Here is a 24,612-nt window from a genome sequence, read left to right on the forward strand (position 1 = left end):
TGTCATGACGGCCCCTTGCGCTTCAATTCAAGCATCAGCCCGCACATTGGACGTCACACAGGCATCCGTGCATCTCGGACGCAGCACCGTCCTGCAAGATGTCAGCGTCAGACTGGAAGCGGGCAAATTCCACGCCATCATCGGACCGAACGGATCGGGCAAAAGCACGCTCCTGAAGGCCATCACCGGCGAGCATGCCTATACCGGGGAGATCAGCCTGAACGGCCTGCCGATACGCAACACAAGGCCGGAAGAGCTTGCCGCACTGCGTGGTGTGCTCGCTCAACACACCTCACTCTCCTTCCCGCTGACCGTGTCCGAAGTAATCGGCCTCGGACTGTCCGCGCAGTCTTTTGCAACCACTCATGAAGAACGAAAGGCACGGACGGCAGAAGCCCTCGGCAAGGTCGATCTCGCCGGTTTTGAAGGCCGCATGGTGCACGACCTGTCCGGCGGCGAACAGCAACGGGTGCATCTGGCCCGTGTTCTGTGTCAGGTTTGGGAGCCTGTAAGCGCAGATGGCGCTCCGCGCTGGCTGTTTCTGGACGAGCCGGTGTCAAGCCTCGACATCAAGCACCAGGTTCAGATCATGGACCTGGCCGCCGACTACGCCCGGCAGGGCGGCGGGGTTCTGGCCGTGATGCACGATCTCAATCTGACCGCAAATTATGCCGGTACCGTTCTCGCCTTGCGCGGCGGCCGGAGGATCGCCCATGGTCCGGTCGCCGAGGTCTACCGGAACGAGACGCTGTCCCGTGCGTTCGACCATCCGATCGAAATCAACACCGCACCGCGCAAGCAACAGGTGCCGTTCGTTCTGCCAATCGTGTGACACCGAACACACGGAAACAAAAAGGCCCGCGCTGAACCAGCGCGGGCCTGTTTTTGTTGACGCAGGGCCGGTCAGAGCGCCTTGCTCATCACCCGGGCCAAACGCTTGGTGAACTCGGCCGGCTCTACCGGATCATCACCATCTGCAATCCGGGCCTGATCGAGCAGAAGATAGGCCGCATCCTCGAGCACCACATCCTCGGCGGCATTATCCGCCTTGGCACGCTCCGCAAGCTTGCGGATCAGATCATGGTCGGCATTGATTTCGAGGATCTTGCGGGAGCTGTCATTGAGCTTGCCCTGCTGGCGCAGCAGGCTTTCGAGCGCAATGTCCATGCCGCCGTCGTCACCGACAAGGCACACCGGGCTTTCATGCAAGCGCTTGGACACGCGCACATCCTTGACGGCCGTGTCCAGAACCACCTTGATGGCCCCGATCAGCGGCGCGACATTGGCGGCCTTGTCCTCGGTTTCCTTTTCGTCTTCCTTCTTGTCCTCGCCTTCGACCTTGTCGAGATCGTTGGCCCCTTCGGTTACGGACTTGAACTGCTTTTCGCCGAAGATGGCACCGCGGTTGACCCAGTATTCGTCAATCTGGTCGGAGAGAAGCAGCACTTCGACGCCTTTGGCGCGGAAGGCTTCCAGATGCGGCGAGCTGGCAATCTTCTTGGCGTCGGTCCCGACGATGTAGTAGATTGCTTCCTGGCCTTCACTCATCCGCTCCATGTACTCTTTCAGGCTGAAAAGCCCTTCGCCATGGGTAGAGTTGAAGCGGCAGACTTCAAGGATGCGTTCCTGCAAGGCCGGATCCTCCACGAGGCCTTCCTTGATCACGGCGCCGTACTTCTTCCAGAAGTTGGAATACTCCTCGGCATCCTTGTCAGCGTATTTGCCGAATTCCTTCAGAATGCGCTTGGTGAGGCTCGACTTGATCTTTGCAAGCTTGGCATCGGTCTGCAGCATCTCGCGCGAGACGTTCAGCGACAGGTCTTCCGAATCGACCACACCTTGCACAAAGCGCAGGAAGTGCGGCAACAGATCCTTCGCTTCTTCGGTGATCAGCACACGATTGACATAAAGCTTGACGTGCGACTTCTGTTCCCGGGAAAACAGATCGAACGGTGGCATCGTCGGCACGAACAGAAGGTTCGTGTAGCTGACGACCCCTTCCACCCGGTTGTGGATCGTCATGGAAGGCTCATCGTAGCCCTTGGTCACATGATGATAGAATTCCTTGTACTGCTCCGGCGTGATGTCCTTGGCCGGACGGGTCCAGAGCGCGGACGCCTCGTTCAGCTCGCTGACATTCTCGCCTTGCCCCCACAGGATCGGAAATCCGATGTGATCGGAATAGGTCTGCACCACCCGCTGGATGCGCATCTTTTCCAGAAACTCGCTCGCATCCTCCTTGAGATGCAAGGTGATGGTGGTGCCGCGTCCATCCCGTTCCGCCGGCTCGACGGAAAATTCGCCCTGGCCTTCCGAAGACCAGAGATGGGCCTCGTCTGTTCCCGCCTTCCGGGTCAGAACGTCAACCTTTGTCGCCACCATGAACGACGAATAGAAGCCGACGCCGAACTGCCCGATCAGGTTCAGACCGTTCTTGTCGTCTTCCTTAAGCTTGTCGAGAAAAGCGCCAATCCCGGATTTCGCGATCGTGCCGAGGGTTTCCAGAAGGTCGTCCCGGTCCATGCCGATACCATTATCGGTAACGGTCAGCGTGTTCGCCTCCTTGTCGGCGTGGATCGTGATCCTGAATTCGGTGTCACCCTGGATCAATTCCGGCTGCGTCAACGCCATGTGGCGGAGCTTGTCACACGCATCGGATGCGTTGGAAATCAATTCGCGCAGAAACACTTCGCGGTTCGAATAGAGCGAGTGCGTGACGATTTCCAGAATACGGCCGACTTCGGCCTGGAATTCGTAGGTTTCCTTGACGGCGGTGTCCGTCATCCTGTTTCTCCCGTTCAATAATTTTGTAAAGGGCAATAAATGGCTTCGATTGATAGCTAGTTTCGCCCCTTCCGTAAAACAAGGCGCAAAAACTACAACACTGTGGAACCAAGCGGGATTCCGGACATTTGCCAATCCTCGGCATCAGGATCAGCAAATACGCGGCAATTGCTCCCCGCTGAGCCAATCGACAACCCTTGCGCCCCCGAACGACGTGTTCATCACGACCATCGCGTCCGGGTCCTCGACAATGGTGCCGATCCGTGCCGCCTGTTGCCCAAGCGGATGCCCCTGCATGACATTGAGCAGAACCGGTGCCCGTACCTCGTCGCAAATGCAGATCAGCTTGCCTTCATTGGCGACATAAAGCGGATCCAGACCCAGAATTTCGCAGGCCGCCTGCACGTCCGGATTGACCGGTATGCCGTCTTCCTCAAGAACGATACCAACACCGGAGGCATGGGCGATTTCGTTCAGCGCAGTCGCCAGCCCGCCGCGTGTCGGGTCCCGCAACACCGAGATCTCAGGAACAGCCGCAATCATCTCCGCAACCAGCCCATGCAGAGCAGCACTGTCGGACCGGATTTCGGTCTCGAATGCAAGGTTCTCCCGTTTGGACAGGATGGCAACACCGTGATCACCGATGGAGCCGGATATCAGCACAGCCTGCCCAGGTTTCGCAGACCGGGGGGAAATCGACACGCCCCCGGGCAAGACACCAACGCCCGCCGTGGTGATGAACACACCGTCGCCCTTGCCCTTTTCCACGACCTTGGTGTCGCCAGAGACAATGGGAACACCGGCCTCTCGCGCGGCCTTTGCCATGGAGATCACGATTGCCTCGAGGTCGGCCAGTGGAAAGCCCTCCTCCAGAATGAAACCCGCAGTCAGGGAAATCGGCCTTGCGCCTGCCATGGCGACATCGTTCAAGGTGCCGTGGACCGAAAGCGCGCCGATATCGCCACCGGGGAAAAACAGCGGCGAGATGACATGGGCATCGGTTGACATGACCAGACGGCCCGGCGGAGCGTCAAAAACGGCGGCGTCATGGCCCTGATCCAGGATCGGATTCTTCAGGTACCGGTGAAACAGGTCCTCAATCAGGTCGGACATCGCCCGTCCGCCGCCGCCATGGGTCAGGTCGACGGCCCCGGTGCGAAATGTCTCCTGATAAACGGGGCCGGTCATGCGGCTTTTTCCTTTTGTGTTTGTGCGGCAGCCCGCTTGCGCCCGTAGGTCCAATAGGCCGCACACGCACCTTCCGACGATACCATGCAGGCTCCCATCGGATTTTCCGGCGTACAGACCGTGCCAAACAGCTTGCAATCAACCGGCTTCTTGACCCCGCGCAGGATCGCGGGGCATTCGCAGGACTTCACCTCACGCGACTGCTTTGGCGTGACGGCAAAACGTTTCTCTGCATCGAAGTCCGCAAAGGCTTCCCGTATTTTCAGCGCACTTTCCGGCACCGTTCCGAGACCGCGCCACTCGAACTCGTCGCGCAACTCCAGTACCCGGGCCACCAGTGCTTGAGCTTTCTCGTTGCCGCCACGGGTGACGACCCGGGTGTACTGGTTTTCCACCTCATGCCGCCCCGCGTTGATCTGGCGGATCAGCATCAGGGTCGACTGCATCACGTCGAGCGGCTCAAACCCGGCAATCACGATCGGTTTGCGGAAATTGCGGGCAGCCGGTTCATATGGCGCCCACCCGATCACCGAACTGACATGGGACGGCCCGAGAAAGCCGTCGATGCGCACCGGGTCTTCGCCCGGTTCGGCGGGTGCCTGAACAATGTGGGCAATCGCGGGCGGCGTCAGGACATGATTGCAAAAGACGGTGAAATTCTTCAGCCCTTCGGCTTGCGCCTGAAGGATCGCAACAGCAGTCGGCGGCGTGGTGGTTTCAAACCCGATGGCAAAGAACAGGACCTGCCGGTCGGGATTGTCCCGCGCGATTTGCAAGGAATCCTGTGTCGAATAGACCATGCGGATGTCGGCCCCTTCCGCCTTGGCCTTGATCAGACTTTTCTGCCGGGTGCCGGGCACGCGCATCATGTCGCCATAGGTGGTCAGGATCACGCCTTCGGTGAGCGCCAGCTCCACCGCATCATCCAGCCGCCGCACCGGCAGCACGCAGACCGGGCAGCCCGGACCATGCACGTAGGTCACATTCCCGGGCACCAGATCCTGCACGCCATAGCGGAAGATCGCATGGGTATGGCCGCCGCAAAACTCCATCAGGTGATAGAGGCGCGCCGGATCTGCCTCCTGCGTGATGGCCATTGCAAGCTTCTTGGCAAGTTTCCCGTCCCGGAATTCGGAGATGTATTTCATGCCGGAGCCTCCGCCTTGGAACCGCCGGTCATTTCTTCCAGCTCCTCGGCCAGGACACCGGCTTCCGCCATCAGCTGCAGTGTCCGCTCGGCCTCTTCCTCACTGAGCTTGTGAAGCGCATACCCGACATGGACAAGCAGGTAGTCGCCGACTGCGACCTCCTCCAGCAAGGCAGTCGAAACCGGTTTCCGTATTCCCTCCAGAGCAACAGTTGCCATGTCATCGCTGTCCACGGAAACAACCCTTGCGGGAATGGCCAGACACATGTGGTTCTCTCCTATTCTGCCGCACGTGGGGCCGCAGCGCCCGCCATTTGCATCGCTCGCGCGCCTTCGAGCCACCGCAACCAGTCGCTCAGGCCCTCGCCGGTGCGTGCCGACACTTCCAGCACCTTGATCCGGCGGTTGACCTTGCGCGCATTGGCGATTGCCTCGGGCACATCAAAATCGAGATGCGGCAACAGATCGGTCTTGTTGAGGATCATCACGTCGGCCGTGGCAAAGATATCCGGGTATTTCAGCGGCTTGTCCTCCCCCTCGGTCACGGAAAGGATGACAACCGTAAAGGCCTCCCCAAGATCGAAGGCCGCCGGGCACACAAGATTGCCGACATTCTCAATGAACAGAATGGAGCCTTGCTCGGGGCCAAGCTTTTCGATCCCGTGGCCCACCATATGCGCATCAAGGTGACAGCCCTTGCCGGTGTTGATCTGAACCGCCGGGACACCGGTTTCCCGGATCCGGTCCGCATCATTTCTGGTTTGCTGATCGCCCTCGATGACCGCCGCCGGGACCTTGCCGGAAAGCGCTTTCAGCGTCTCGACCAGCAATGTGGTCTTGCCCGCGCCGGGGCTGGAAACGAGATTAAGCGCCAGCACGCCACGTTCCGCGAGATGCGTCCGGTTTTTCGCGGCATAGGCATTGTTCTTGCCCAGAATATCCGCCTCGACCTGAATGATCCGTGTCTGGCTCATCCCCGGCACCGAAGTCCCGGCTTCGCCTTGGCCGAAATGCAAGTGCCGAGTGCCGTCATCGCCGTGATGATGGTCTTGCTCATGAGACTGAACATGGACATGCCCCTCGCCGCAGCCGCAAACCGTACACATCAGACCACCTCCAGTTCCCGGATTTTCAGCTCTTCGCCCGCCACCACCTGAAGCGCTTCCGAGCCGCATTCCGGGCAGGTATCGAACCGCTTGCCAACCGGCACGGTCCTGAAACAGTCGAGACACAGCGCTTGCGCAGCCGGTCGCGAAATCTCAAGCACGGCCCCGTCAGCGAGAGACCCCTTCATGACCGCGTCAAAACCGAATTTCAGAGCTTCCGGCTCTACACAGGACAGCGCTCCGATATCGACAGCGACCCGTTTGACACGGGTAAAATGATCCCGTGCCGCCTGGGCCTTCAGGATATCCAGCATGCTCTCGCAAAGCGACACTTCATGCATGAGCTAGCTCCAGGTTTGAAGTCTGTTCCGCCTGCCAGTCCAGAAAGAACGCCTCGGCTTCGGCCAGATTGGCTTTTGCCCGCTCCGATAATCCCTCTTTCACCTCGCCATACTCATAGCCGGATATGCCAAGCACATAGGCGCGCGGTGCGGTTCCATAAAGGGTTTGGCACAGGCTCAAGACGGTGCGCGGTGTCAGGCTGTGGCTGCCCATGGCGTCTGGCGTGCCTACAAGGATTTCCCGGAAGGAAAAGCTGTCCTCGCCGCCGATTTCCGCATCCACGAAGATCACAATATCCTGCTCCGACAGCGCAAAGGCATGCTCTGCAACCAGCTGATAATCGGTATCGACTTCGAGCCCCGGCAAGCCACGGGCGGACATGCCTTCTGAAAAGGCCGGTCCGAGCCCGTCGTCCCCCCGTCCCGGATTGCCGTAACCGATCAGCAGCATGGCCTTGTCCTCACACCGATTGTGTCTTGCTGTCGACCAGGTCGCCGGCAGCATCAAAAAGCTCGACCTGCAGCGGCATCTGGCCAAGGGCGTGGGTCGCGCAGGACAGGCACGGGTCATAGGCCCTTATCGCCACCTCGACATGGTTGAGCATGCCTTCGGTGATTTTCTCGTGACCGGACAGATGCTTGACCGCGACGTCCTTGACCGCCCGGTTCATGCCCTCGTTGTTATGGGTCGTCGAGACGATCAGGTTGCAATAGGTCACCTGATCATGTTCATCCACCTGATAGTGATGGATCAGGTTGCCGCGCGGTGCCTCGATCACGCCGATGCCCTCGCCGCGCCGCTCGCCCTTGACGACCAGATCGGTGCCCTGAAGGTCGGGGTCGTGCAAAAGCTCGCGGATTTTCTCGACACAATGCAGCACCTCGATCATCCGCGCCCAGTGGTTGGTGAGGGTCGAATTGTTCGGCGTGCCGCTGGTCACCGCCATAAGCGCCCTGTGCGCCTCATTGGCCAGCGGCGTGTCGATGAAACTTGCCGTGTTCATCCGCGCCAGAGGGCCAACCCGGTACCACCCGGCAGCCGGTCCGAGCTCGGTGATGAACGGAAACTTCATGTAGGACCAGGACCGGACATCTTCCACAATCAGCTCGTGATAGCGGGTATAGGGCTCCTGATCGAAGATCATGTCGCTGGTGGAACTCAAGGCCCGGAGATTGCCGTGATAGAGATCCAGCGCGCCATCGCCTTCGCGCACAATCGAGAGATAGTTTGACGGAAAGGACCCGAACTCGGCGACAAGGTCTTCGTTTTCAAGTGTATAGTCCCGCGCAAGCGCCAGAGCGTCTTGCGCCCAGTCGATCATCCCGTCGACCCTGGACAGGAAATGATCCCGTTGCTCAATCGAAAGGTTCCGGTTGATGCCGCCGGGTATGGCACCGGTTCCGTGGATCTTCTTGCCTGCCGTCGCCTCGATGATCTCCTGACCGAACTTGCGCATCAGGATCGCGCGTTTGCCAAGTTCCGGCTTTTCCTTCAGCACCTCGAAGATATTGCGCTTTTCCGCAGGCGCGCCGAAACCGAACAACAGGTCGGGGGCCGCCAGATGGAAGAAGTGCAATACGTGGCTTTGCATCACCTGACCATAATGCATCAGGCGGCGCATCTTTTCCGCTGTTGGCGTCAGCTGGTCGACGCCGGCAATCATGTCCATCGCCTTGGCTGCCGCAAGATGGTGGCTGACCGGGCAGATCCCGCAAAGCCGCTGCACGATCACCGGGACTTCCCACATCATCCGGCCATGAATGAAGCGCTCAAAGCCGCGGAACTCGACAATATGCAGCCGCGCCTCCTCGACCTCGTTTTCCGCATTCATGTGAATGGTGACCTTGCCGTGGCCCTCAACGCGGGTGACCGGCGAAATCTCGATCATTCTGGGTTCGCTCATGGCAGGCAAACTCCCGGTCAGTCGAACTTGATCATGTCACTTTCAAAGCCCCGGAACCGTCCGGCCAGAAGCTTGGAAAGCGTGTCGAAGATAATGTCCCCGGTCGGCGCACAACCCGGGATCTGGTAATCGATCTCCACCACCTGCGAACACGGATAGACCTTGTCGAGCAGCAGGGGCAAGGCAGGATCATTCGGGACATGGTGGGTGGTGTTGCGGATATAGCGCCCGGTGATATAGGCCTCGTCCAGACACTCGCGCAAAGGGGCATCGGAATGCATGATCGCGTTGCGCATGGCAGGCAGCCCGCCCATGATCGCGCATTGGCCGAGGCCGACCAGTACATCGCAATGCCGCCGGAAATCCTGCAACACGTGGACATTTTCCTCGTTGCAGCAGCCGCCCTCGATGACGCCGATGTCGCACCGCCGGTCGAAACTTTTCTTGTCGGTCAGCGGCGAGCGGTCGATCTCGACCAGTTTCATCAGGTCTATCAAGCGTTCGTCAATGTCGAGAAACGCCATGTGGCAGCCGAAGCAGCCTGCCAGCGATACAGTGGCGATCCGGGCCTTGGGAAGGTCGGCGGTGGCGGTATCGCTCATTTACGCTTCTCCTCGATTTCGTGACCGATCAAACCCTTGTCGAATTCCCGTTCGCCGATCGGCGTGACAAAGCCGACCCGCTTGCGGATGATGCAACCGACCGGACAGACTTCGGAAGAGATCGCGTTGTCAGTCACATCGGCATCCGTTGCTGCAAGATTTTCGCCATTGACGGCAACACGGCGATGAATGCCGCGGCCGACATAACCGAAAACGCCCTTGCCATCGACATCCTGGGAGGCGCGGATGCAACGTCCGCAACTGATGCAGCGGTTGGTGTCGAGCGCAATGTCGGGATGGGAGGCGTCGAGCGCCCGGCAGGGTTCCAGATAGGGAAACTTGGTTTCCTCGGTCATGTCGAGCCGGTAGGCCATGGCCTGCAGTTCGCAATTGCCGCTGGCCTCGCAGATCGGGCAAAGGTGGTTGCCCTCGTGAAACAGCATCTCGACAAGATCCCGGCGCAGCTTGGTCAGATGCGGTGTTTCGTTTTCAACAGTCTGACCGGGGGCTGCTGGCTGGGTGCAGGCCGAAACGCTGCGCCCGCCCGCCTTGACCGTGCACACCCGGCAACTGCCCTGATGCCGCAGCCCCTGATGATCGCACAAGCGCGGGATATAGACGCCTGCCTCGTCGGCTGCCTCCATGATGGTCTGCCCGGCGTAGGCTGTGACTTCCACACCATCAATTGTGAAGGTGAAGCCGGTCTCTTTCTCCGTACCACTCATTGCGTGAAATCCCTGTCGAAGATGTAGGACCGCCTTTTTGCGATCTTCCGGGCACCGTCAATCGCCGACTGAATGTCGAACGTGTCGCGCAGTCCGTCCCTGGAGGGCTTGGTCATCGCGGAATAGACAAGCGGGAAATTTTGCAGCGTGCTGAGGACCGGGTTCGGCGAAGTCATCCCCAGTCCGCAGCGGCTGGTCTCGATGATCGTCGACGACAGGTCCTTCAGGTACTCGATGTCTTCAGGGTTCGCCAGCCCCTCCCGGAACTTGGCAATCGCCTTTTGCAGGAAGACATTGCCAACCCGGCAAGGCGTGCAGTAGCCGCAGCTCTCGTGCACGAAGAAGGACAGGTAATATTCGACAATTTCAAGGATATTGCGCTCACCACTGAAGATGATGATCGCCCCTCCGGTGGACAGGTCGTCGAATGTCAACTGACGGTGGAAGCTGTCGCGGGCAATCATCGCACCGCTCGGGCCGCCGACCAGAACCGCTGCGGCATCCTTGCCACCGGCCATGTCGAGAATGTCCCAGACCGTGTGGCCATAGGGCAGCTCGTAAATGCCCGGGTTCAGGCAATCGCCACAGATGGAATAAAGCTTGGTGCCATGACTGCCCTCGACGCCCATGGCGTTGAACCACGTCGCCCCCCTGTCGAGAATGCGGGCAGCATGACAATAGGTCTCGACATTGTTGACAACCGTCGGGTAGCCGAGATAGCCACGCACCACCGTGTAGGGCGGGCGGGTTTTCGGCTCGCCGGGCAGCCCTTCGCAGGAGCTGATCAAAGCCCCCTCCTCACCGCAGATATAGGCCCCGGCACCCATCTGGATGCGGATATCGAAATCGAAGCCCTTGCGGCCCAAAATCTCCTTGCCGAGCAGGCCCTTCCGGCGCCGGTCTTCAAGCACCTGTTCCAGCAGCGGCTTCAGATAGACATATTCGCCGCGCAGATAAATCACGCCGTCCCGAGCTCCGACCGCGCGCGCCGCGATGGTCATCCCCTCGAAAACGAGATGCGGACGCTCGGTCAAGAGAACCCTGTCCTTGAAGGTCCCAGGCTCCCCCTCGTCCGCATTACAGAAAACATAATGCCGTTCCGAACGTTCGGCGGCTGCAAAGCGCCACTTGCGCCCGGTGGTAAAACCGGCACCGCCGCAGCCACGCAGGCCGCTGTCCTCGACCGCTGTGATGATCTGCGAGGGCGTCATGGCCGCAGCTTTCGAAAGCCCGGCATCCTCCGGCACCGGCCCGAGCAGAACCTCGCCTGCATGGCGGATATTGTTGTCGACCATCCGGTTTGCGCGCTCATACGGCGTCAGTTCGAGGAAACGTCCGGTCACAAGCTGCTCGGGTGTCCGTCCCGCTTTGAGGCCTTCGGCAAAGGCGCGGGCCTTGTCCGGTGTCAGCCGGGTGATTACCACTTCATTGACCATCGCGGCCGGTGCCTGATCGCACATGCCGATACAGGGAGTGTATTCAAGCGAAAAAACGCCGTCCGCCGAGGTCTGGCCGATAGAAATGCCGAGAACCTCCTCAAACGCCTGGGTCACCGCTTCGAGCCCGTGATACCTGTCGACGATGTCGTCGCACAGGCGGATCGTGATCCTCCCCTTGGGTGTCAGCGAGAAGAAGGAATAGAAGCTGGCGACCCCTTCAACCTCGATCCGGGTCATGTCCATCCGGGCCGCGATCTTGTCCATGGTCGAGGGTGCAATGCACCGGTATCGGTCCTGCACATCCAGAAGAATATCCATCATCCGGTGCCGGTCATTGCCGTAGCGCTGACAGATTTCGGAGATGTCACTTTCCGGAACTGGCGTCACATCGCAGGAAGCGACAGCCGAACCATTTTGGGTGCCGTGACCATTATCCATGGAAGCCTCCGTCTTGAAGGGACGATGGCGCCAAACCATTAAACAATCCGGCAGCATGAAACTGGATGGGTATCATATTGACGCCTCTCCCCTCACAGATCGCGTTCCGGGAGATTTCGTCGCAGAGTTCAGCCCCTGCGTCCTTGACCAATGTCAAGGGATATGGTTTTCCCCTACGTTAATACAAGCTCGCGCCCGTCACCTCCGCAGCGATCTGGCTGCGGCAATTGCGCCCTGTCCCAAGGCAAGACCGCCGTCATTCGCTGGCGCCTGGCGCGGCAACAGGACCCGGCATCCGGCTGCTTCAAGTGCTTCAGTCACACCGTGTTTCATGATGGCATTTTGAAACACGCCTCCCGAAAGCACGACGGCTGGGGCATCCTTCGCGCCAAGATCCAGCGCCATGCTTGTTATCGCCTCAACCAGTCCGTTGTGAAACCGCGCCGCGATTACTCCCGCGCCGGTGCCCGTTTTGAGATCCTCCAGGAGTGCCACCCAAAGCCCGGTGAAAGACAGCACCCCTCCAGACTGGCCGCCAAAACGATAACCCGGCTCCATTGTCAGGTAAGGCCGGGCAAGCGCTTCCAGCCGCATGGCCGCCTCGCCCTCATACCCTTGCTGCTTGAAACAGATCCCGAGCGCTGCGGCCACCGCATCAAACAGTCTGCCGGCTGAAGACGACAGCGGCGCATTGACCCCACCGGCGATCATCCGGTCGAGCATATGCGCATCCGGAGTATCCAGTGCCGCTTCGAGCCCCGTTCCCTTGAGAAACTCCCGATAGTCCGGTCCAAAGGCTGCCCCGAGATGAGCCGCCAGATTGCGCCAGGGTTCCCGCACAGCGGTCGCCCCCCCCGGCAACGGCACGGGTTGAAAATGCCCGGCCCGTTCAAACCCTTCATAGCCTCCGCTCAAGAACTCACCGCCCCAGATCGACCCGTCCGCTCCCCAGCCGGTGCCGTCGAGAATGATGCCAAGTACGTTTTCCGCTTCGCCAAGAGGCCAGTTATGCTCGGCAAGGCAAGCGGCCAAATGTGCGTGATGATGCTGGACTTCCACGGTTGAAGCACCGGTTTCTCTGGCGACCTTCCTACCCAATCGGCTCGACAGGTATTGTGGATGCCGGTCTATCGCGATGACCTCGGGCGCGAAGTCATAAAGATCCTGATAAACCATAAGAGTACGTTTAAAATCCTTGTAGGTTCGAAGGTTCTCAAGGTCGCCAATATGCTGGGACAACACCACGTCCCACCCCCGGACCAAGCCGAAAACGGATTTAAGCTCTCCTCCCAGTGCAAGCACATTCGGCCCTTCTGCAAACCCTTCGTGCAGCCGGATGGGAGCTGGCGCCAACCCGCGTGCCCGGCGCAGTATCGCAGGGCCTGTCCGGTCAACCCTGACAAGACTGTCGTCCACCCGGTTGACGATCTCCCGGTCATGCATGACAAAACCATCGACCAGACCCGTCAGGTTCTGCCGTGCCAGCGCATTGCCGGTTTCCTGTGGATCGCTCGACAGATTGCCGGAGGTCAGGACAATCGGACGCTCCAGCCTGTCCAGCAACAAGTGATGCAATGGAGTATTCGGCAACATGATGCCGAGCCGGTCCATGCCCGGAGCCACTCCCGGTGCAAGACTTCGCAGATCATGCTGTTCAAGCAGGACTATTGGTGCCGATGTCCCGGAAAGCAGCGCCTCTTCCTCACGTGAGACCCTGCAATAGCGCTTCACCTGCGCCAAATCCCTTGCCATCAATGCAAACGGCTTTGCCGGACGGCGCTTGCGGGACCGTAAACGCCTGACCGCTTCGTCATCCCCCGCATCCACCGCGATCTGAAACCCGCCCAGCCCCTGGAGGGCAAGGATCGCTCCCTGCTGAAGATATTTGGCGGCCAAAGATACAGGCTCGCCCTCAACAACCGTTCCGCTGCCGTCTTCGAACCAAAGCCCCGGTCCGCAGACCGGACAGGCATTGGGTTGGGCATGAAACCGGCGGTCCGAAGGCGTTTCATATTCGCTCCGGCAAGCCGGACACATCTCGAACACGGCCATGGAAGTCGATTGCCGGTCATACGGAATACATTTCAGGATCGACAGCCGCGGACCACAATGCGTGCAATTGGTAAACGCATAGCCGAACCGCCGGTTCTGCGGATCGCGTATATCACGAAGACACTCCAAACAGGTTGCCGTATCCGGAACCACACCGGTCGACACCTGACCGGTCCGGCTTTCTAGAATAATGAAGTCCGTGGGCTGCCCGCTTTGCAAAACCGGTATTTCGGCGCTCTCGACGCTGTCCACTCTGGAAAGCGGCGGAGCGTCCTGAAGCAACCGATGCGCAAAGCGCTCCAACGCAGCCCTCGTACCATGGGCTTCGACCAGAACTCCGGCAGCATCGTTGCGCACAGATCCGCAAACCCCCTCGGACCGGGCCAGTTGCCAAACAAAGGGCCGGAAACCGACGCCCTGGACCAGCCCCTTTATCCTGAATGTTCTGCCAATGGTCACCAATTCGGAGCTTCTGCCCTTGAGATTGCACCCGCCATGACTCGCGCGGATTATCATGAAGCGCTTCACGTGCAATACAAGCACCCGATTTTCAAGCTTCGCAGCAACCTTGAATTTCCGGCAGGGCTTTGCCCAGGATTGGAAATGCCACGTATCCCCCTTCGACGGCGTTAGGAGGCATTTCAACAATCCCCTCAAAATACAACTTTAAGGTTTAATATTTAGAACTCTTTTAATGGTTGTATTTTCACCGGATTAACGTAGGGTAAATTTGTCTTTTAGGAAAGGGAGAGTCCTATGAGCACCGCCGAAGGGAAAATCGATGGGCGCTACATGTCGCTCATGTTTTTAAAGATCAAAGACGAATATTTCGCCATGGACGAGAAAGATCGCGCCGAAGTGACAAAGGGGCATGTCGACGCGCTTGCAGAATACAACAAGAACCTGACGCATGTCCTTTGCATGGGTTTCTCGGGAAAATATGATCAGGTCAATTTGCTCGAAGCCGACGACCTTGAAACGCTCTACCGCATGACCGAACACTTCAAAATGGGCGCAAAAGGCAGGCACATCGAAATCGTTGATGCCGTTGTCGGTATCAAGGTCAACAACAAGCGTGCCTTCAACATGGTTGGATCACGATAAGGGTCGCTCTGACCAGACAACAACACCGGCACATCACGACGGGCCACAGCCGTTGTTTTTCGGATGGCCACGATCAACAGCAAAGGGCGCGCAAAATTGCGCACCCTTGAATTGATTGCAGCGGTTACCTGCCGTTATTCAGCCGGCTGCCCGGGGTTGAACCGGTGTGGCCAGGCTGGTGTCGCCTGATTGTAGACGCCAACCACTTGCGGCCCGATTGCCTGTCCCTTGGCGGACGGAGCCTTTTGCTGAATGATCCTTTTCGGCCCGATCCCCAATGCCTGACGCCAGGTGCGTACCGGATTGCGGAAATCGAAGACTTCCGTATGGATCGGCAACTGTCCGCCCGCAGCCCGATAGGCACAGGACGCAAGGGTCAAAAGCGGATCCGGGCCACAGGCATAGAGCTCGGAGGATTGCCAGCCCGGCGGCAGATGTGCGTCGAACGTCTGGATGTTGAACCGGGCACCTTCCGCATCTCCCAGAAGGTGAACCCCAAGCTGCGGCAGCTTTTTCGCCATGGAAACGAGATAGGCGACATCGACAGCCTGATCGAGAGACCGGTAGCTGTAAAACAGGTCGATCCGCGGCCCGTTGTCAGGCTTCATGGCCCCGATAGCCGCCAGGAACGGCGTCAATCCGGCACCGCCTGCGACCCAAATCTGCCGGTACGGACGATCGACCTGATACTGGGGCGCAAAATCCCCGGCAACCCGGCTCAGCAGCACCTGATCCCCCACCTGTAGATCGGATTGCAGACGATGGGTGTAGTCACCCCGATCGAAGATCAGGAACCGAACCATGCCCTGCTCGGGAGCCGAGGCAATGGTGAACGGATGCGGCTCACGCAAACCCCGTTTTGTACAGGCGAAGCTCGCATGCTGACCCGGCGTCCATTCAACCGGCCCGCGGCCATCCGCAGGCGCAAGGCGCACGTCAATGGCGTCGCTCAGCCTGCGCAAGGCCACAACGCTCATGCGGCGCGGACGATGGAAGTGATGCACCAACACCCGGACCATGGCCACAAGACCGATGACCGAAACGGCAACCAGAGACCACCAGTGCAGACTGAATGGCACCACCGGGATCGCCGTCAGAAACACATGCATGACCGTGATCACGTAGATCGGCGACATGGCAAAATGGGTCCAACGCCAGATGTGGTAGGGAATTGCCGGAATCATGCCGTAAAACACCAGGATCAGCAAATAGATGCCGGCAAATGTGCCCGTGCTGGTGCCAAGCCATTCCCAGCCCGGGAACAGCCCGAGGCCACGCGGCTGCGCGAGGATCCAGTGTGCCAGCATCAAGATCCAGGCCCAGTGCGCCATCACCCTGTGAAGCTGATAGGAGCGGCCCGGCCCCCCGCACAGTTCATCGACAGCCGCAATCCTTGCGGCCAGAACCATGCAGGCTGTCATCGCGATAAATGAACCAACACCAAATGTTGCCGGAATCATATTTTGTGCCGGCACTCCGCTGAGCAAAGCGAGATAGGTGACACCCGTAAAGAGCGCAAGACCGATATGTGGATACAATTGCTTCATGATGTAGTTCCCCGCTTTACAGCTCCTTTTTTGCACCGCAATATTTCGAATAGCGCAAATAAATTTGATTAAATCAAGTTAATTTTCAAAGTTTTACTATTTATTGTTAGCTTTCATTCAATATAATCACTAACTAAAGATAGTTAATTCATATATCGTTAGACTTTTAACCCAATTAAACATGGACTGAATTATTAATTTTCGGTTTGGGCCAAAATAGGACGACAATAAGACTGCAATTTGGGAAATTTCAGAAATGATTGCATCAGATTAAAAGACGCAATCAAAGGGCGAATCGACAAATTGCAAGCAATACACCAAGAGATTTATTTAAAATTATTGTTTCCCGGCTCTCTGAAAGGAAATAAATAACCAGATTTTAATTTTCAGAACAAAAGCCAACCAAGATGAAAACTTTTTAATGCGGTTAAACCTGTCAATTTCTACAGGTCTGGACCGACATCAGCTGCTGCTGGGTGCGTTCGAAAACCGGTATCTCTTCGAACAACTGTGCTTCCAAAAGCGTCCGGTTTTTTCGCAAGGGAGTTCTGGCAAACGCGGGGCGGTCCATGGTACATCGCTCGCTCAGGAGACGATGCCCGTCCCTTCCCGAAAGACGTCCTTACCCCGCTTCATGTAGTACTGAACAGGAATTTCCCATGCGCGTTGCAATGATTGGCACCGGTTATGTCGGCTTGGTCTCAGGAGCCTGTTTTGCCGACTTTGGACACGTGGTGACGTGTATCGACAAGGACGCCCGGAAAATTGACGCGCTGAACAATGGCGGGATTCCGATTTACGAACCGGGTCTGCAACAGCTCGTCGCCAAGAATGTCGAGGAAGACCGGCTGTTTTTCACCACCGACCCGACCGATGCGATCCGGAACGCGGATGCCGTTTTCATTGCTGTGGGCACGCCGACCCGCCGCGGCGACGGCCATGCGGACCTGAGCTATGTCCATGCGGCTGCCGAAGAGATTGCCGGCCTGCTTGACGGCTTTACAGTGGTGGTCACCAAATCTACCGTACCTGTTGGAACCGGCGACGAGGTCGACGCCATTATCCGCCGGACAAATCCGGATGCGGACTTCGCGGTCGTGTCAAACCCGGAATTCCTGCGCGAAGGAGCAGCCATCAACGACTTCAAGCGCCCGGACCGGGTCGTCGTCGGCACGGACCACGAAGAGGCGGTCAAGGTGATGCGCGAGCTTTACCGCCCGCTTTACCTCAATGAAACCCCGATCATCGTCACCCAGCGCCGGACATCGGAACTCATAAAATATGCTGCCAATGCCTTTCTGGCTGCAAAAATCACGTTCATCAACGAAATCGCGGACCTGTGCGAATCTGTCGGCGCAAATGTGCAAGAGGTTTCCCGCGGAATCGGCCTGGACAATCGTATCGGCGGCAAGTTCCTGCATGCCGGCCCTGGATATGGCGGCTCCTGTTTCCCGAAAGACACGCTGGCGCTCTCAAGAATCGGCCATGAAGCAGGCGTTGACCTCAAGATCGTCAATTCGGTCATCGACGTCAATGCAGCCCGTAAAAAGCGGATGGCGGACAAGGTGATCGATTTTCTTGGCGGCGATGTCTCCGGCAAGACGATTGCCCTGCTCGGCCTGGCCTTCAAGCCCAACACCGACGACATGCGCGACGCTCCCAGCATCGACATCGTCACCAAGCTGCAGGAGTCAGGTGCGACAATCCGGGCCTATGACCCGGCCAGCATGGCCGAAGCGGGCCACATCATGAAGGACGTCCTGTTTTGCGATGGCCCTTACCATGCAATTGAAAACTCCGACGCGGTGGTGATCGTCACCGAATGGGACCAGTTCCGCGCCCTTGATCTTGACCGTGTGAAAAAGCTGTTGCGTGAACCGAATGTCGTGGATCTGCGCAACATCTACGAACCTGCAGACATGGATGATCGCGGCTTCAAATACACCAGCGTTGGCCGGGCCTATTGATCTCGCTTCCGCCAGTCGCCGCATAATAAAAACACCCTGTACATTGAAGACCAAGGTGCAGGGCATTTTGCTTTCCATGTGCGGCTGACCGGGACCAATCAAACACCTGCCATCCTGGCCTTGCCGTCAAAGATCACTCTGTGTCCGCGTTCAACGCGATCAGCCTTTGGAGCGCGAGTTCGTAACCCTGTGCGCCGCAGCCGATGACAATGCCGTCCGCACGAAGGGAGACATAGGAATGGTGCCGGAAGGCTTCGCGCTTGTGGACATTGGACAAATGCACCTCGATCACCGGACACTCACAGGCTGATAAGGCATCAAGAATGGCAACAGATGTATGTGTGTATGCTGCCGGATTGATAGCAATCCCGCAGGCCGTTTCACGCGCTTCCTGTATCCAGTCGATCAACTGACCTTCGGAGTTGCTTTGGAAAAAGCAGAGTTCAAATCCGTGATCTTGGCACAGTGCGCGGCACCTTGCTTCGATATCGGCCAGCGTCTCATGCCCATAGATATCCGGCTCCCGTTTGCCCAGAAGATTCAGATTTGGCCCATTCAGAACATATAGTTTTTTGGTCATTATTTTTCTTTCTCTGAAATTGGAACGATACGGAACCAGCTGTGCGATGATCGCATGGACATGAAAGCTTCAGACAAGTTTGGCTTGCCACATTTTAACTCCAGGCTTCCTGTATTGCGTACCGCTCAAAGGCGAGGCCCGTGATTTGGTTGGCGCAAGGACACACAACATGGCCGCAATCCGCAAGACACTTGTGAGCAAGACAGCAATCGAAGACGCGCTCAAGACGTGCAATCTCAGTTCAACACAAACGATCTACGCGTATCTGCTTGATCGCTATGTCGTCGATCTCGACCTTCTTGCGGAAGTCTCACGCGACGCATCAAAGAGCGCTTGTCCGCTCCCCTCCTCCAAACAGACTGCGGCCGCCCCAGGCGGGGCATGAGGCGATTTCACACCAAGCCGCCTGCTAAATGCCCAAGGTTTCGTCAGTCGCGTAGGTGGTCCCCGGAGCGCCCTGCCAGATCTTCTGCCGATTGCGGATTTCACGCGGGGCCGGGCCGAAATAGGTGGCGGTTTTCACGAAATCACGCGGATGCAGAATGACACTCGACACCCGCTGATAAAGCGCCTTGGCCGAAATCGGCTTGGACAGCAGCTCATGAACCCCGAGCCGCCGCGCTTCGACGATCCGGCTGCGCTCGGTATGGGCCGTCACCATGATGATCGGAATATAGGCAAAGGGATTGTTGGGCGTGCGGATCATCCGCACCATGTCCGCCCCGTCCAGAATGGGCATGACCCAATCCAGAATGAGAATGTCCGGGTTGGCACGGTCCATGGCCTCCAGACCCGAAGCCCCGTCTTCTGCTTCAACGATGCGCCGGGCACCGAACCCCTGAAGCATTGTCCGGATAATCGTCCGCATATAGGCGCTGTCTTCAACCAGCAAAAACGTCAGCGAGGCGAGATCAAGACTCACAATTCCCTCCATGTCCGAAGGAAGAGTGTGCCACAAAATTCTGAAAAGAGCGTTATGCCAAGACACATTCGGGAAATTTGCAATCTTGGCATGTCATGCTCGGGTTTCCTGCCACGTCACGATGCCGCTGGCCGGATAACCGCCACAGGCATTCACCATCCGGGTGAGTGATTCGGCAGTGTTCCGCGAAGCCGCTGCCCCTGACACAACAGCCCCGATATCCGGTCGCTTATTTACGCCTGTCAGGCAGGTCGTCGTCATTCAGTATGCGCCACTTCGCGCCTTCCAGATCATCATATTGACCGCTTTTGAGCGACCACAGGAAAGCCACCAGTCCGAGCGCACCCAGAAAAAGCGCAATTGGGATGAGATAGATCAAAACGTCCATCGGACGCTGTCCCTCCATGGGCTTAGGAACAAACCGGAACAGGCAGTCTGCCCGGCTACTACTTTGCAGCGCCAATACGCAACCGCAAGGCATTTGCCGTCACAGCCAGTGACGACACGGACATGGCAACTGCGGCCATCAGCGGTGTGACAAACCCGGCAACGGCAATCGGCACCGCTATGACATTGTAAAGCGTCGAAATCCAGAGATTCTGTTCAATCGCCCGCCGGGCCCGGCCGGAAATGGCAAGCGCATCGGCCACCGGCGACAGGCGTTCACCAAGAAAGACCGCATCGGCTGCCGCCTGGCTGAGATGAACCGCCGTGACGGGTGATAGAGAAACATAAGCTCCCGCCAGCGCCGGTGCATCGTTCAAACCGTCCCCGACCATAAGGACTTTGCGGCCTTCGGCCTTCAAGGCATCGAGACGGCGGATCTTGTCGCCGGGCTGCAATTCCGCCGACCACTCGGACACACCGAGCGCATCGGCAACTTCGGCAACCGCTCCCTTGCGGTCACCGGACAGGATCTCGATGCCGTATCCCCTTGCCTTCAGCTGGGCAATGGTCTCGACCGCATCGCTTCTGAGCCTCTGGCGCATCGGCAGGAGTATGGGCTGACTATCTCCATAACAAGTTGCCAGGATCGAAGCCCCCGGGTGCGCCTTCAGAAGCATGTCAACGGATTGGGGATCGGCGCCGCAGAAGACCGGACTGCCAAGCCGCAGTGTCCTGCCTTCATGGATGGTCTCGACGCCTGCGCCGGAGACTTCGGTCACCGTTTCAAACGGAACCAGCGCGCCGGTTGCCTGCACCAGTGCCATTGACAACGGATGCCGGCTGCTGAGCGCCAGACGTCCGGCCAGCTCAACACGCGGATCATCCTTCGGGAGTGATGCGCACAATTCCGGTTCGGCGGTTGTCAGCGTGCCGGTCTTGTCGAACACGATCGTGTCCGCATCAGACAGGCGCTCAATGGCATCGCCTGTATTCAAAAGCACACCGGAGCGGAACAACTGGCCAGACGCCACGACCTGAACGGCTGGAACCGCCAGTCCCAAGGCGCAGGGACAAGTGATGATCAGAACCGAAATCGCGATCACCAGCGATGGCTGCCAGCCGAGACCGAAGACCAGCCACCCCAGGAAAGTCAGGGCGGCGGCGGCGTGAACGATCGGTGCATAAAGCTGCGCTGCGCGGTCGGCGATGCGCACATAGCTCGACTTGGCCTGTGCTGCCGTTTCCAGAAGCCGGTTGACCTCATCGAGCAGAGTTGCGCCGGAGGCCGCGGACACCCGCACCTTGAGGCTGCCCTCGCCGTTGAGCGTACCGGCATAGACCTGCGTCCCCTTGTCTGCCCGCACAAGACGGCTCTCGCCGGTGACAAGGCTCTGGTCGATTTCGGAAAGGCCTTCCTCGACCACCCCGTCGACCGGAACCCGCTCGCCGCTGGTAACAAGCACCAGATCACCGGCCGAGATTTTGGAAAGCGGCACCTCGCGCACCAGACCGTCCGGGTCGATGCGACCGGCTACCTCTGCCTTGAGTGCTGCAATGTTTTCCGCAAAGGAGCGCGTGCGTCCGCGCATGTTGTGGTCGAGATACCGCCCGACCAGCAGAAAAAACAGCAGCATTACGGCGGATTCGAAATAAACCTCGTGCTGATGCTGCAGTGTCTGGAACAACGACAAGGCGACGGCGAGGACCACGCCGATCACAATCGGCACATCCATGTTGAGCCGTCCGGCCCGTAACGCGCTGAAGGCGCTTTTGAAGAACGGCTGCCCGGAATAGGCTACAGCCGGAAGCGCAATCAGCGCAGAAATCCAGTGAAAGAAATCGCGGGTTTCCGGCGTGATGTCGGTTGCGTTTCCCGACCAGACAGAGACAGACAACAACATGACATTCATGCCGGCAAACCCGGACACGGCCATGCAGCGCAGCAATTGGCGTCCGGTCTTGTCCTGGCGGTCCTTGTTGCTTGCCGGATCGAACGGATGGGCCTTGTAACCGAGCTGTGACAGGGTCGCGACAATATCGTCTGCCGCCGTCTGGTCCCGGTCCCAGTCCACCGCAAGCCTCTGGCTTGTCAGATTGACACGGGCATTGCGGATGCCGGGAAGCCGCGACAGGCCGCGCTCGATCTCGCCCATGCAGGCGGCACAAGTGATGCCTTCGACGGCGAGATCCATGTGAACCGCGCCATTTTCGGCCGGAGTGACGAAAGCGTCCCAGTCGCGCATGTGCACGGTCACGGTGGCCCCTCCCTTCAGTCTTTCAGGAAGATCCGGTTCTGGGACCGGAACACCCTCTGGCCATCGTCAGTGGCCTCGATCTCCACATTCCAGTTGCCCGCACCGATGTTCGGGACACGCGCGGTGTAAATTCCGTCAGAGGTCTCGCTCAAGGGCACGCTGATATCGGCAAGGTCATTGGCCGGACGGCTGAGGCTTGCGGTGAACAGAAGGCCGTTCAGGGCCTGACCGGACGCATCCTTTGCATCAACTTCGACAACGACGTCCTGACCGGATGCCCGGACGACCCCGGCATTCACGTCCCAACCGCGCGCCAGTTGGGCTTTTGCCGCCGCAATGTCGGAATTGAAAGCCTGGCTTGCCTTATAGGAACTCTCCACCGCGACGCCGGGGAAAGACCCCAGCGCCAGGTAGATGAAAATGGCATTCGCGGTAAAGATGACCGCGAAAAAACCGAGCAGCCAAAACAGAACCGTCTTGCCGGTAATCGCCTTCGGATCACGCATCTCGGGATGTGTCATGGCCATTTTGGTCTCCTACGGCGCTTTGAAGTTATCATTGGCGGTCACGACTTCGCCCATGACCGAATCCGTGATCCGGAAGGTGATCGGCGTGCTTGGAGGAAGCTTCTCCCACACAGGCGCCGTCAAGGTGACCCGCACTTCACGGGTTGTATCGGGGCCGACATCAATCACCGGCCGGTTCGCCACGTTTCCGCTTGCACCAATCGCGTCAATCCGGGTGTTTGCAGGCATGCCCTCGACATTCAGGACGAAGTGCCGCTCGTGATTGCGCTTGTTCGACAGGCGGATGGTGTAGCCGTTGCGGATCGATCCATCGCTCTGGGTGACATAAACCGGGTTCCGGTCATGCAGCACCGAGATGTCGGCAAAATCGCGGGTCAGGAGCGCATAAAGCATGATGGCACTGACCAGGACGATGATACCCGCATAGATGACCGTCCGGGGCCGGACGATCTCGTATACCGGCTCCTTGCCCTCGATACGGCGCTGGATGTTTTCATCAGTATCATATCCGATCAAGCCGGTCGGCTTGCCGATCTTGGTCATGACATTGTCGCAGGCGTCAATGCACAGTCCGCACTGGATACAGTCCAGCTGCATTCCGTTGCGGATGTCGACGCCGGTCGGACATACCTGAAAACACTGGTAGCAATCGATGCAATCGCCAGCGGGCAGGCCCTTCTTCTCCAGCGCCTGATTTTGCTTCAGGGATCCGCGCGGTTCGCCACGGTCCCACCGGTAGGTCACGTTGAGCGCCTTTTCGTCGGTAAGCGCTGCCTGAATACGTGGCCAGGGGCACATGTAAATACAGACCTGCTCGCGCATGAACCCGGCCAGCAAATAGGTCGTGGCGGTCAGGATTCCGATCCAGACATAGGCCACCATCGGCGCCTGGAATGTTGCAAGCTCATAAACCAGTGTCGGCGCATTGTTGAAATAAAGCACCCAGGCGCCGCCCGTCCACCAGGCGATCATCAGCCAGAGGAAGTGCTTCGCCGCCCTGCGGGATACTTTCGACAGGGACCAAGGCGCCTTGTCGAGCGCCATCCGTTCGCGCCGGTCGCCCTCGACCTGACGCTCCACAAACATGAACAGATCCGTCCAGACCGTTTGCGGACATAAGTAGCCGCACCAGATCCGGCCTGCGATCGCGTTCATCAGGAACAACGCGACAGCCGCGATAATCAGCAGGCCGGTGAGATAATAAACTTCCTGGGGCCAGATCTCGATGAAGAAGAAATAGGCCCGCTTGTGTTCCAGATCGATCAGAACCGCCTGACTGGGCGCGTTCGGACCCCGGTCAAAGCGGATGAAGGGCAGGAAATAATAGATACCGAGGGTAAGGAAAAGCAGGCCCCACTTGATCCTGCGAAACAGGCCATGTGTCGCCATGGGGTAGATTTTCTTTGCCGAGGCGAACCAATCGTCCGACTGCTCAGCATGTTTGTCGTCGGCATGAGCAACCATTGCCGTCCGTCCTTTGTTATGGTCGGACCCCGCCCCAATCAGGATCCCTCGTCTCACACCGGGCCGGCCGAATGCCGGCCCGGCAGTTTTCGTATGCTCAACCTTTTAGACGCTTGCAGCACATGCTGCTTTG

Annotated in this window: 23 protein-coding genes; 4 read left to right on the forward strand and 19 right to left on the reverse strand. The window is 58.5% G+C overall.

The annotated features are described in order from the left end of the window. The first annotated feature begins 4 nt into the window (after nt 1–4). Nucleotides 5–832 (forward strand): heme ABC transporter ATP-binding protein, encoded by an 828-nt coding sequence (locus E1297_RS29685; protein ID WP_155144601.1) that lies wholly within the window; start codon nt 5–7, stop codon nt 830–832. 71 nt (nt 833–903) lie between these two features. Here E1297_RS29685 and htpG read toward each other — a convergent pair whose 3' ends face one another. The 12 genes from htpG to hypF all read right to left on the reverse strand — a co-directional run bounded on the left by htpG (nt 904) and on the right by hypF (nt 14,242). Continuing rightward, nucleotides 904–2,784 (reverse strand): molecular chaperone HtpG, encoded by a 1,881-nt coding sequence (gene htpG / locus E1297_RS29690; protein ID WP_155144602.1) that lies wholly within the window; start codon nt 2,782–2,784, stop codon nt 904–906. 150 nt (nt 2,785–2,934) lie between these two features. After that, the gene (hypE, locus tag E1297_RS29695) at nt 2,935–3,972 is read right to left on the reverse strand and encodes a hydrogenase expression/formation protein HypE (protein WP_155144603.1); all 1,038 of its coding nucleotides are present in this window, start codon (nt 3,970–3,972) and stop codon (nt 2,935–2,937) included. Further along, a complete protein-coding gene (hypD, locus tag E1297_RS29700) occupies nt 3,969–5,120 on the reverse strand; it encodes a hydrogenase formation protein HypD (protein ID WP_155144604.1) in 1,152 nt (383 codons plus the stop codon). Before hypD ends, hypE begins: the two co-directional genes overlap by 4 nt. Next, a complete protein-coding gene (locus E1297_RS29705) occupies nt 5,117–5,386 on the reverse strand; it encodes a HypC/HybG/HupF family hydrogenase formation chaperone (RefSeq protein ID WP_155144605.1) in 270 nt (89 codons plus the stop codon). Before E1297_RS29705 ends, hypD begins: the two co-directional genes overlap by 4 nt. An 11-nt stretch (nt 5,387–5,397) precedes the next feature. Then, nucleotides 5,398–6,225 (reverse strand): hydrogenase nickel incorporation protein HypB, encoded by an 828-nt coding sequence (hypB, locus tag E1297_RS29710; RefSeq protein ID WP_155144606.1) that lies wholly within the window; start codon nt 6,223–6,225, stop codon nt 5,398–5,400. Then, nucleotides 6,225–6,566, reverse strand: a complete 342-nt coding sequence (hypA, locus tag E1297_RS29715; protein ID WP_155144607.1) for a hydrogenase maturation nickel metallochaperone HypA — start codon at nt 6,564–6,566, stop codon at nt 6,225–6,227. The genes hypB and hypA overlap by 1 nt, the downstream gene beginning before the upstream one ends. Further along, nucleotides 6,559–7,017 carry a hydrogenase maturation protease gene (locus tag E1297_RS29720; protein WP_196223438.1) on the reverse strand — a complete coding sequence of 153 codons (459 nt, stop codon included), beginning with the start codon at nt 7,015–7,017 and terminating at the stop codon, nt 6,559–6,561. The genes hypA and E1297_RS29720 overlap by 8 nt, the downstream gene beginning before the upstream one ends. 10 nt (nt 7,018–7,027) lie before the next feature. Then, nucleotides 7,028–8,470: a Ni/Fe hydrogenase subunit alpha gene (locus E1297_RS29725; protein ID WP_155144609.1), complete on the reverse strand. Its 1,443-nt coding sequence runs from the start codon at nt 8,468–8,470 to the stop codon at nt 7,028–7,030. Nucleotides 8,471–8,487: 17 nt separating this feature from the next. Further along, nucleotides 8,488–9,072, reverse strand: coding sequence for an NADP oxidoreductase (locus tag E1297_RS29730; protein WP_155144610.1), 585 nt, complete (start codon nt 9,070–9,072; stop codon nt 8,488–8,490). Then, nucleotides 9,069–9,797 (reverse strand): 2Fe-2S iron-sulfur cluster-binding protein, encoded by a 729-nt coding sequence (locus E1297_RS29735; RefSeq protein WP_155144611.1) that lies wholly within the window; start codon nt 9,795–9,797, stop codon nt 9,069–9,071. The genes E1297_RS29730 and E1297_RS29735 overlap by 4 nt, the downstream gene beginning before the upstream one ends. Beyond that, a complete protein-coding gene (locus E1297_RS29740) occupies nt 9,794–11,674 on the reverse strand; it encodes an NAD(P)H-dependent oxidoreductase subunit E (protein WP_155144612.1) in 1,881 nt (626 codons plus the stop codon). The genes E1297_RS29735 and E1297_RS29740 overlap by 4 nt, the downstream gene beginning before the upstream one ends. Before the next feature lie 198 nt (nt 11,675–11,872). Beyond that, nucleotides 11,873–14,242 (reverse strand): carbamoyltransferase HypF, encoded by a 2,370-nt coding sequence (gene hypF / locus E1297_RS29745; RefSeq protein ID WP_155144613.1) that lies wholly within the window; start codon nt 14,240–14,242, stop codon nt 11,873–11,875. A gap of 240 nt (nt 14,243–14,482) precedes the next feature. On the opposite strand from hypF, the gene E1297_RS29750 reads away from it, so the two are divergent. Beyond that, nucleotides 14,483–14,830, forward strand: a complete 348-nt coding sequence (locus E1297_RS29750) for a hypothetical protein (RefSeq protein WP_155144614.1) — start codon at nt 14,483–14,485, stop codon at nt 14,828–14,830. Between the two features lie 134 nt (nt 14,831–14,964). Here the strand turns inward: E1297_RS29750 and E1297_RS29755 are convergent, their stop codons facing one another. Next, nucleotides 14,965–16,377 carry a hypothetical protein gene (locus E1297_RS29755; protein ID WP_155144615.1) on the reverse strand — a complete coding sequence of 471 codons (1,413 nt, stop codon included), beginning with the start codon at nt 16,375–16,377 and terminating at the stop codon, nt 14,965–14,967. 659 nt (nt 16,378–17,036) lie between these two features. Between E1297_RS29755 and E1297_RS29760 the strand changes: the two genes are divergently transcribed. Next, nucleotides 17,037–18,344, forward strand: coding sequence for a UDP-glucose/GDP-mannose dehydrogenase family protein (locus E1297_RS29760; RefSeq protein ID WP_155144616.1), 1,308 nt, complete (start codon nt 17,037–17,039; stop codon nt 18,342–18,344). Nucleotides 18,345–18,477: 133 nt separating this feature from the next. Here E1297_RS29760 and aroQ read toward each other — a convergent pair whose 3' ends face one another. Then, complete coding sequence (aroQ, locus tag E1297_RS29765) at nt 18,478–18,924, reverse strand: type II 3-dehydroquinate dehydratase (protein ID WP_155144617.1); 447 nt, start codon at nt 18,922–18,924, stop codon at nt 18,478–18,480. A 169-nt stretch (nt 18,925–19,093) separates the two neighbouring features. On the opposite strand from aroQ, the gene E1297_RS29770 reads away from it, so the two are divergent. Continuing rightward, nucleotides 19,094–19,309, forward strand: a complete 216-nt coding sequence (locus E1297_RS29770; protein ID WP_155144618.1) for a hypothetical protein — start codon at nt 19,094–19,096, stop codon at nt 19,307–19,309. A gap of 24 nt (nt 19,310–19,333) precedes the next feature. On the opposite strand, the gene E1297_RS29775 is transcribed toward E1297_RS29770, so the two are convergent. The 5 genes from E1297_RS29775 to ccoG form a co-directional block, all read right to left on the reverse strand. After that, complete coding sequence (locus E1297_RS29775; RefSeq protein ID WP_209016073.1) at nt 19,334–19,846, reverse strand: response regulator; 513 nt, start codon at nt 19,844–19,846, stop codon at nt 19,334–19,336. A 229-nt stretch (nt 19,847–20,075) separates the two neighbouring features. Continuing rightward, nucleotides 20,076–20,234, reverse strand: coding sequence for a cbb3-type cytochrome oxidase assembly protein CcoS (ccoS, locus tag E1297_RS29780; protein WP_155144620.1), 159 nt, complete (start codon nt 20,232–20,234; stop codon nt 20,076–20,078). A 58-nt stretch (nt 20,235–20,292) separates the two neighbouring features. After that, nucleotides 20,293–22,488, reverse strand: a complete 2,196-nt coding sequence (locus tag E1297_RS29785) for a cation-translocating P-type ATPase (RefSeq protein WP_368669734.1) — start codon at nt 22,486–22,488, stop codon at nt 20,293–20,295. Between the two features lie 14 nt (nt 22,489–22,502). Further along, complete coding sequence (locus E1297_RS29790; protein WP_155144621.1) at nt 22,503–23,015, reverse strand: FixH family protein; 513 nt, start codon at nt 23,013–23,015, stop codon at nt 22,503–22,505. Nucleotides 23,016–23,024: 9 nt separating this feature from the next. Continuing rightward, nucleotides 23,025–24,404: a cytochrome c oxidase accessory protein CcoG gene (gene ccoG, locus E1297_RS29795; protein ID WP_155144664.1), complete on the reverse strand. Its 1,380-nt coding sequence runs from the start codon at nt 24,402–24,404 to the stop codon at nt 23,025–23,027. Between the last annotated feature and the right edge of the window lie 208 nt (nt 24,405–24,612).

The sequence above is a fragment of the Roseibium sp. RKSG952 genome, assembly GCF_009711355.1.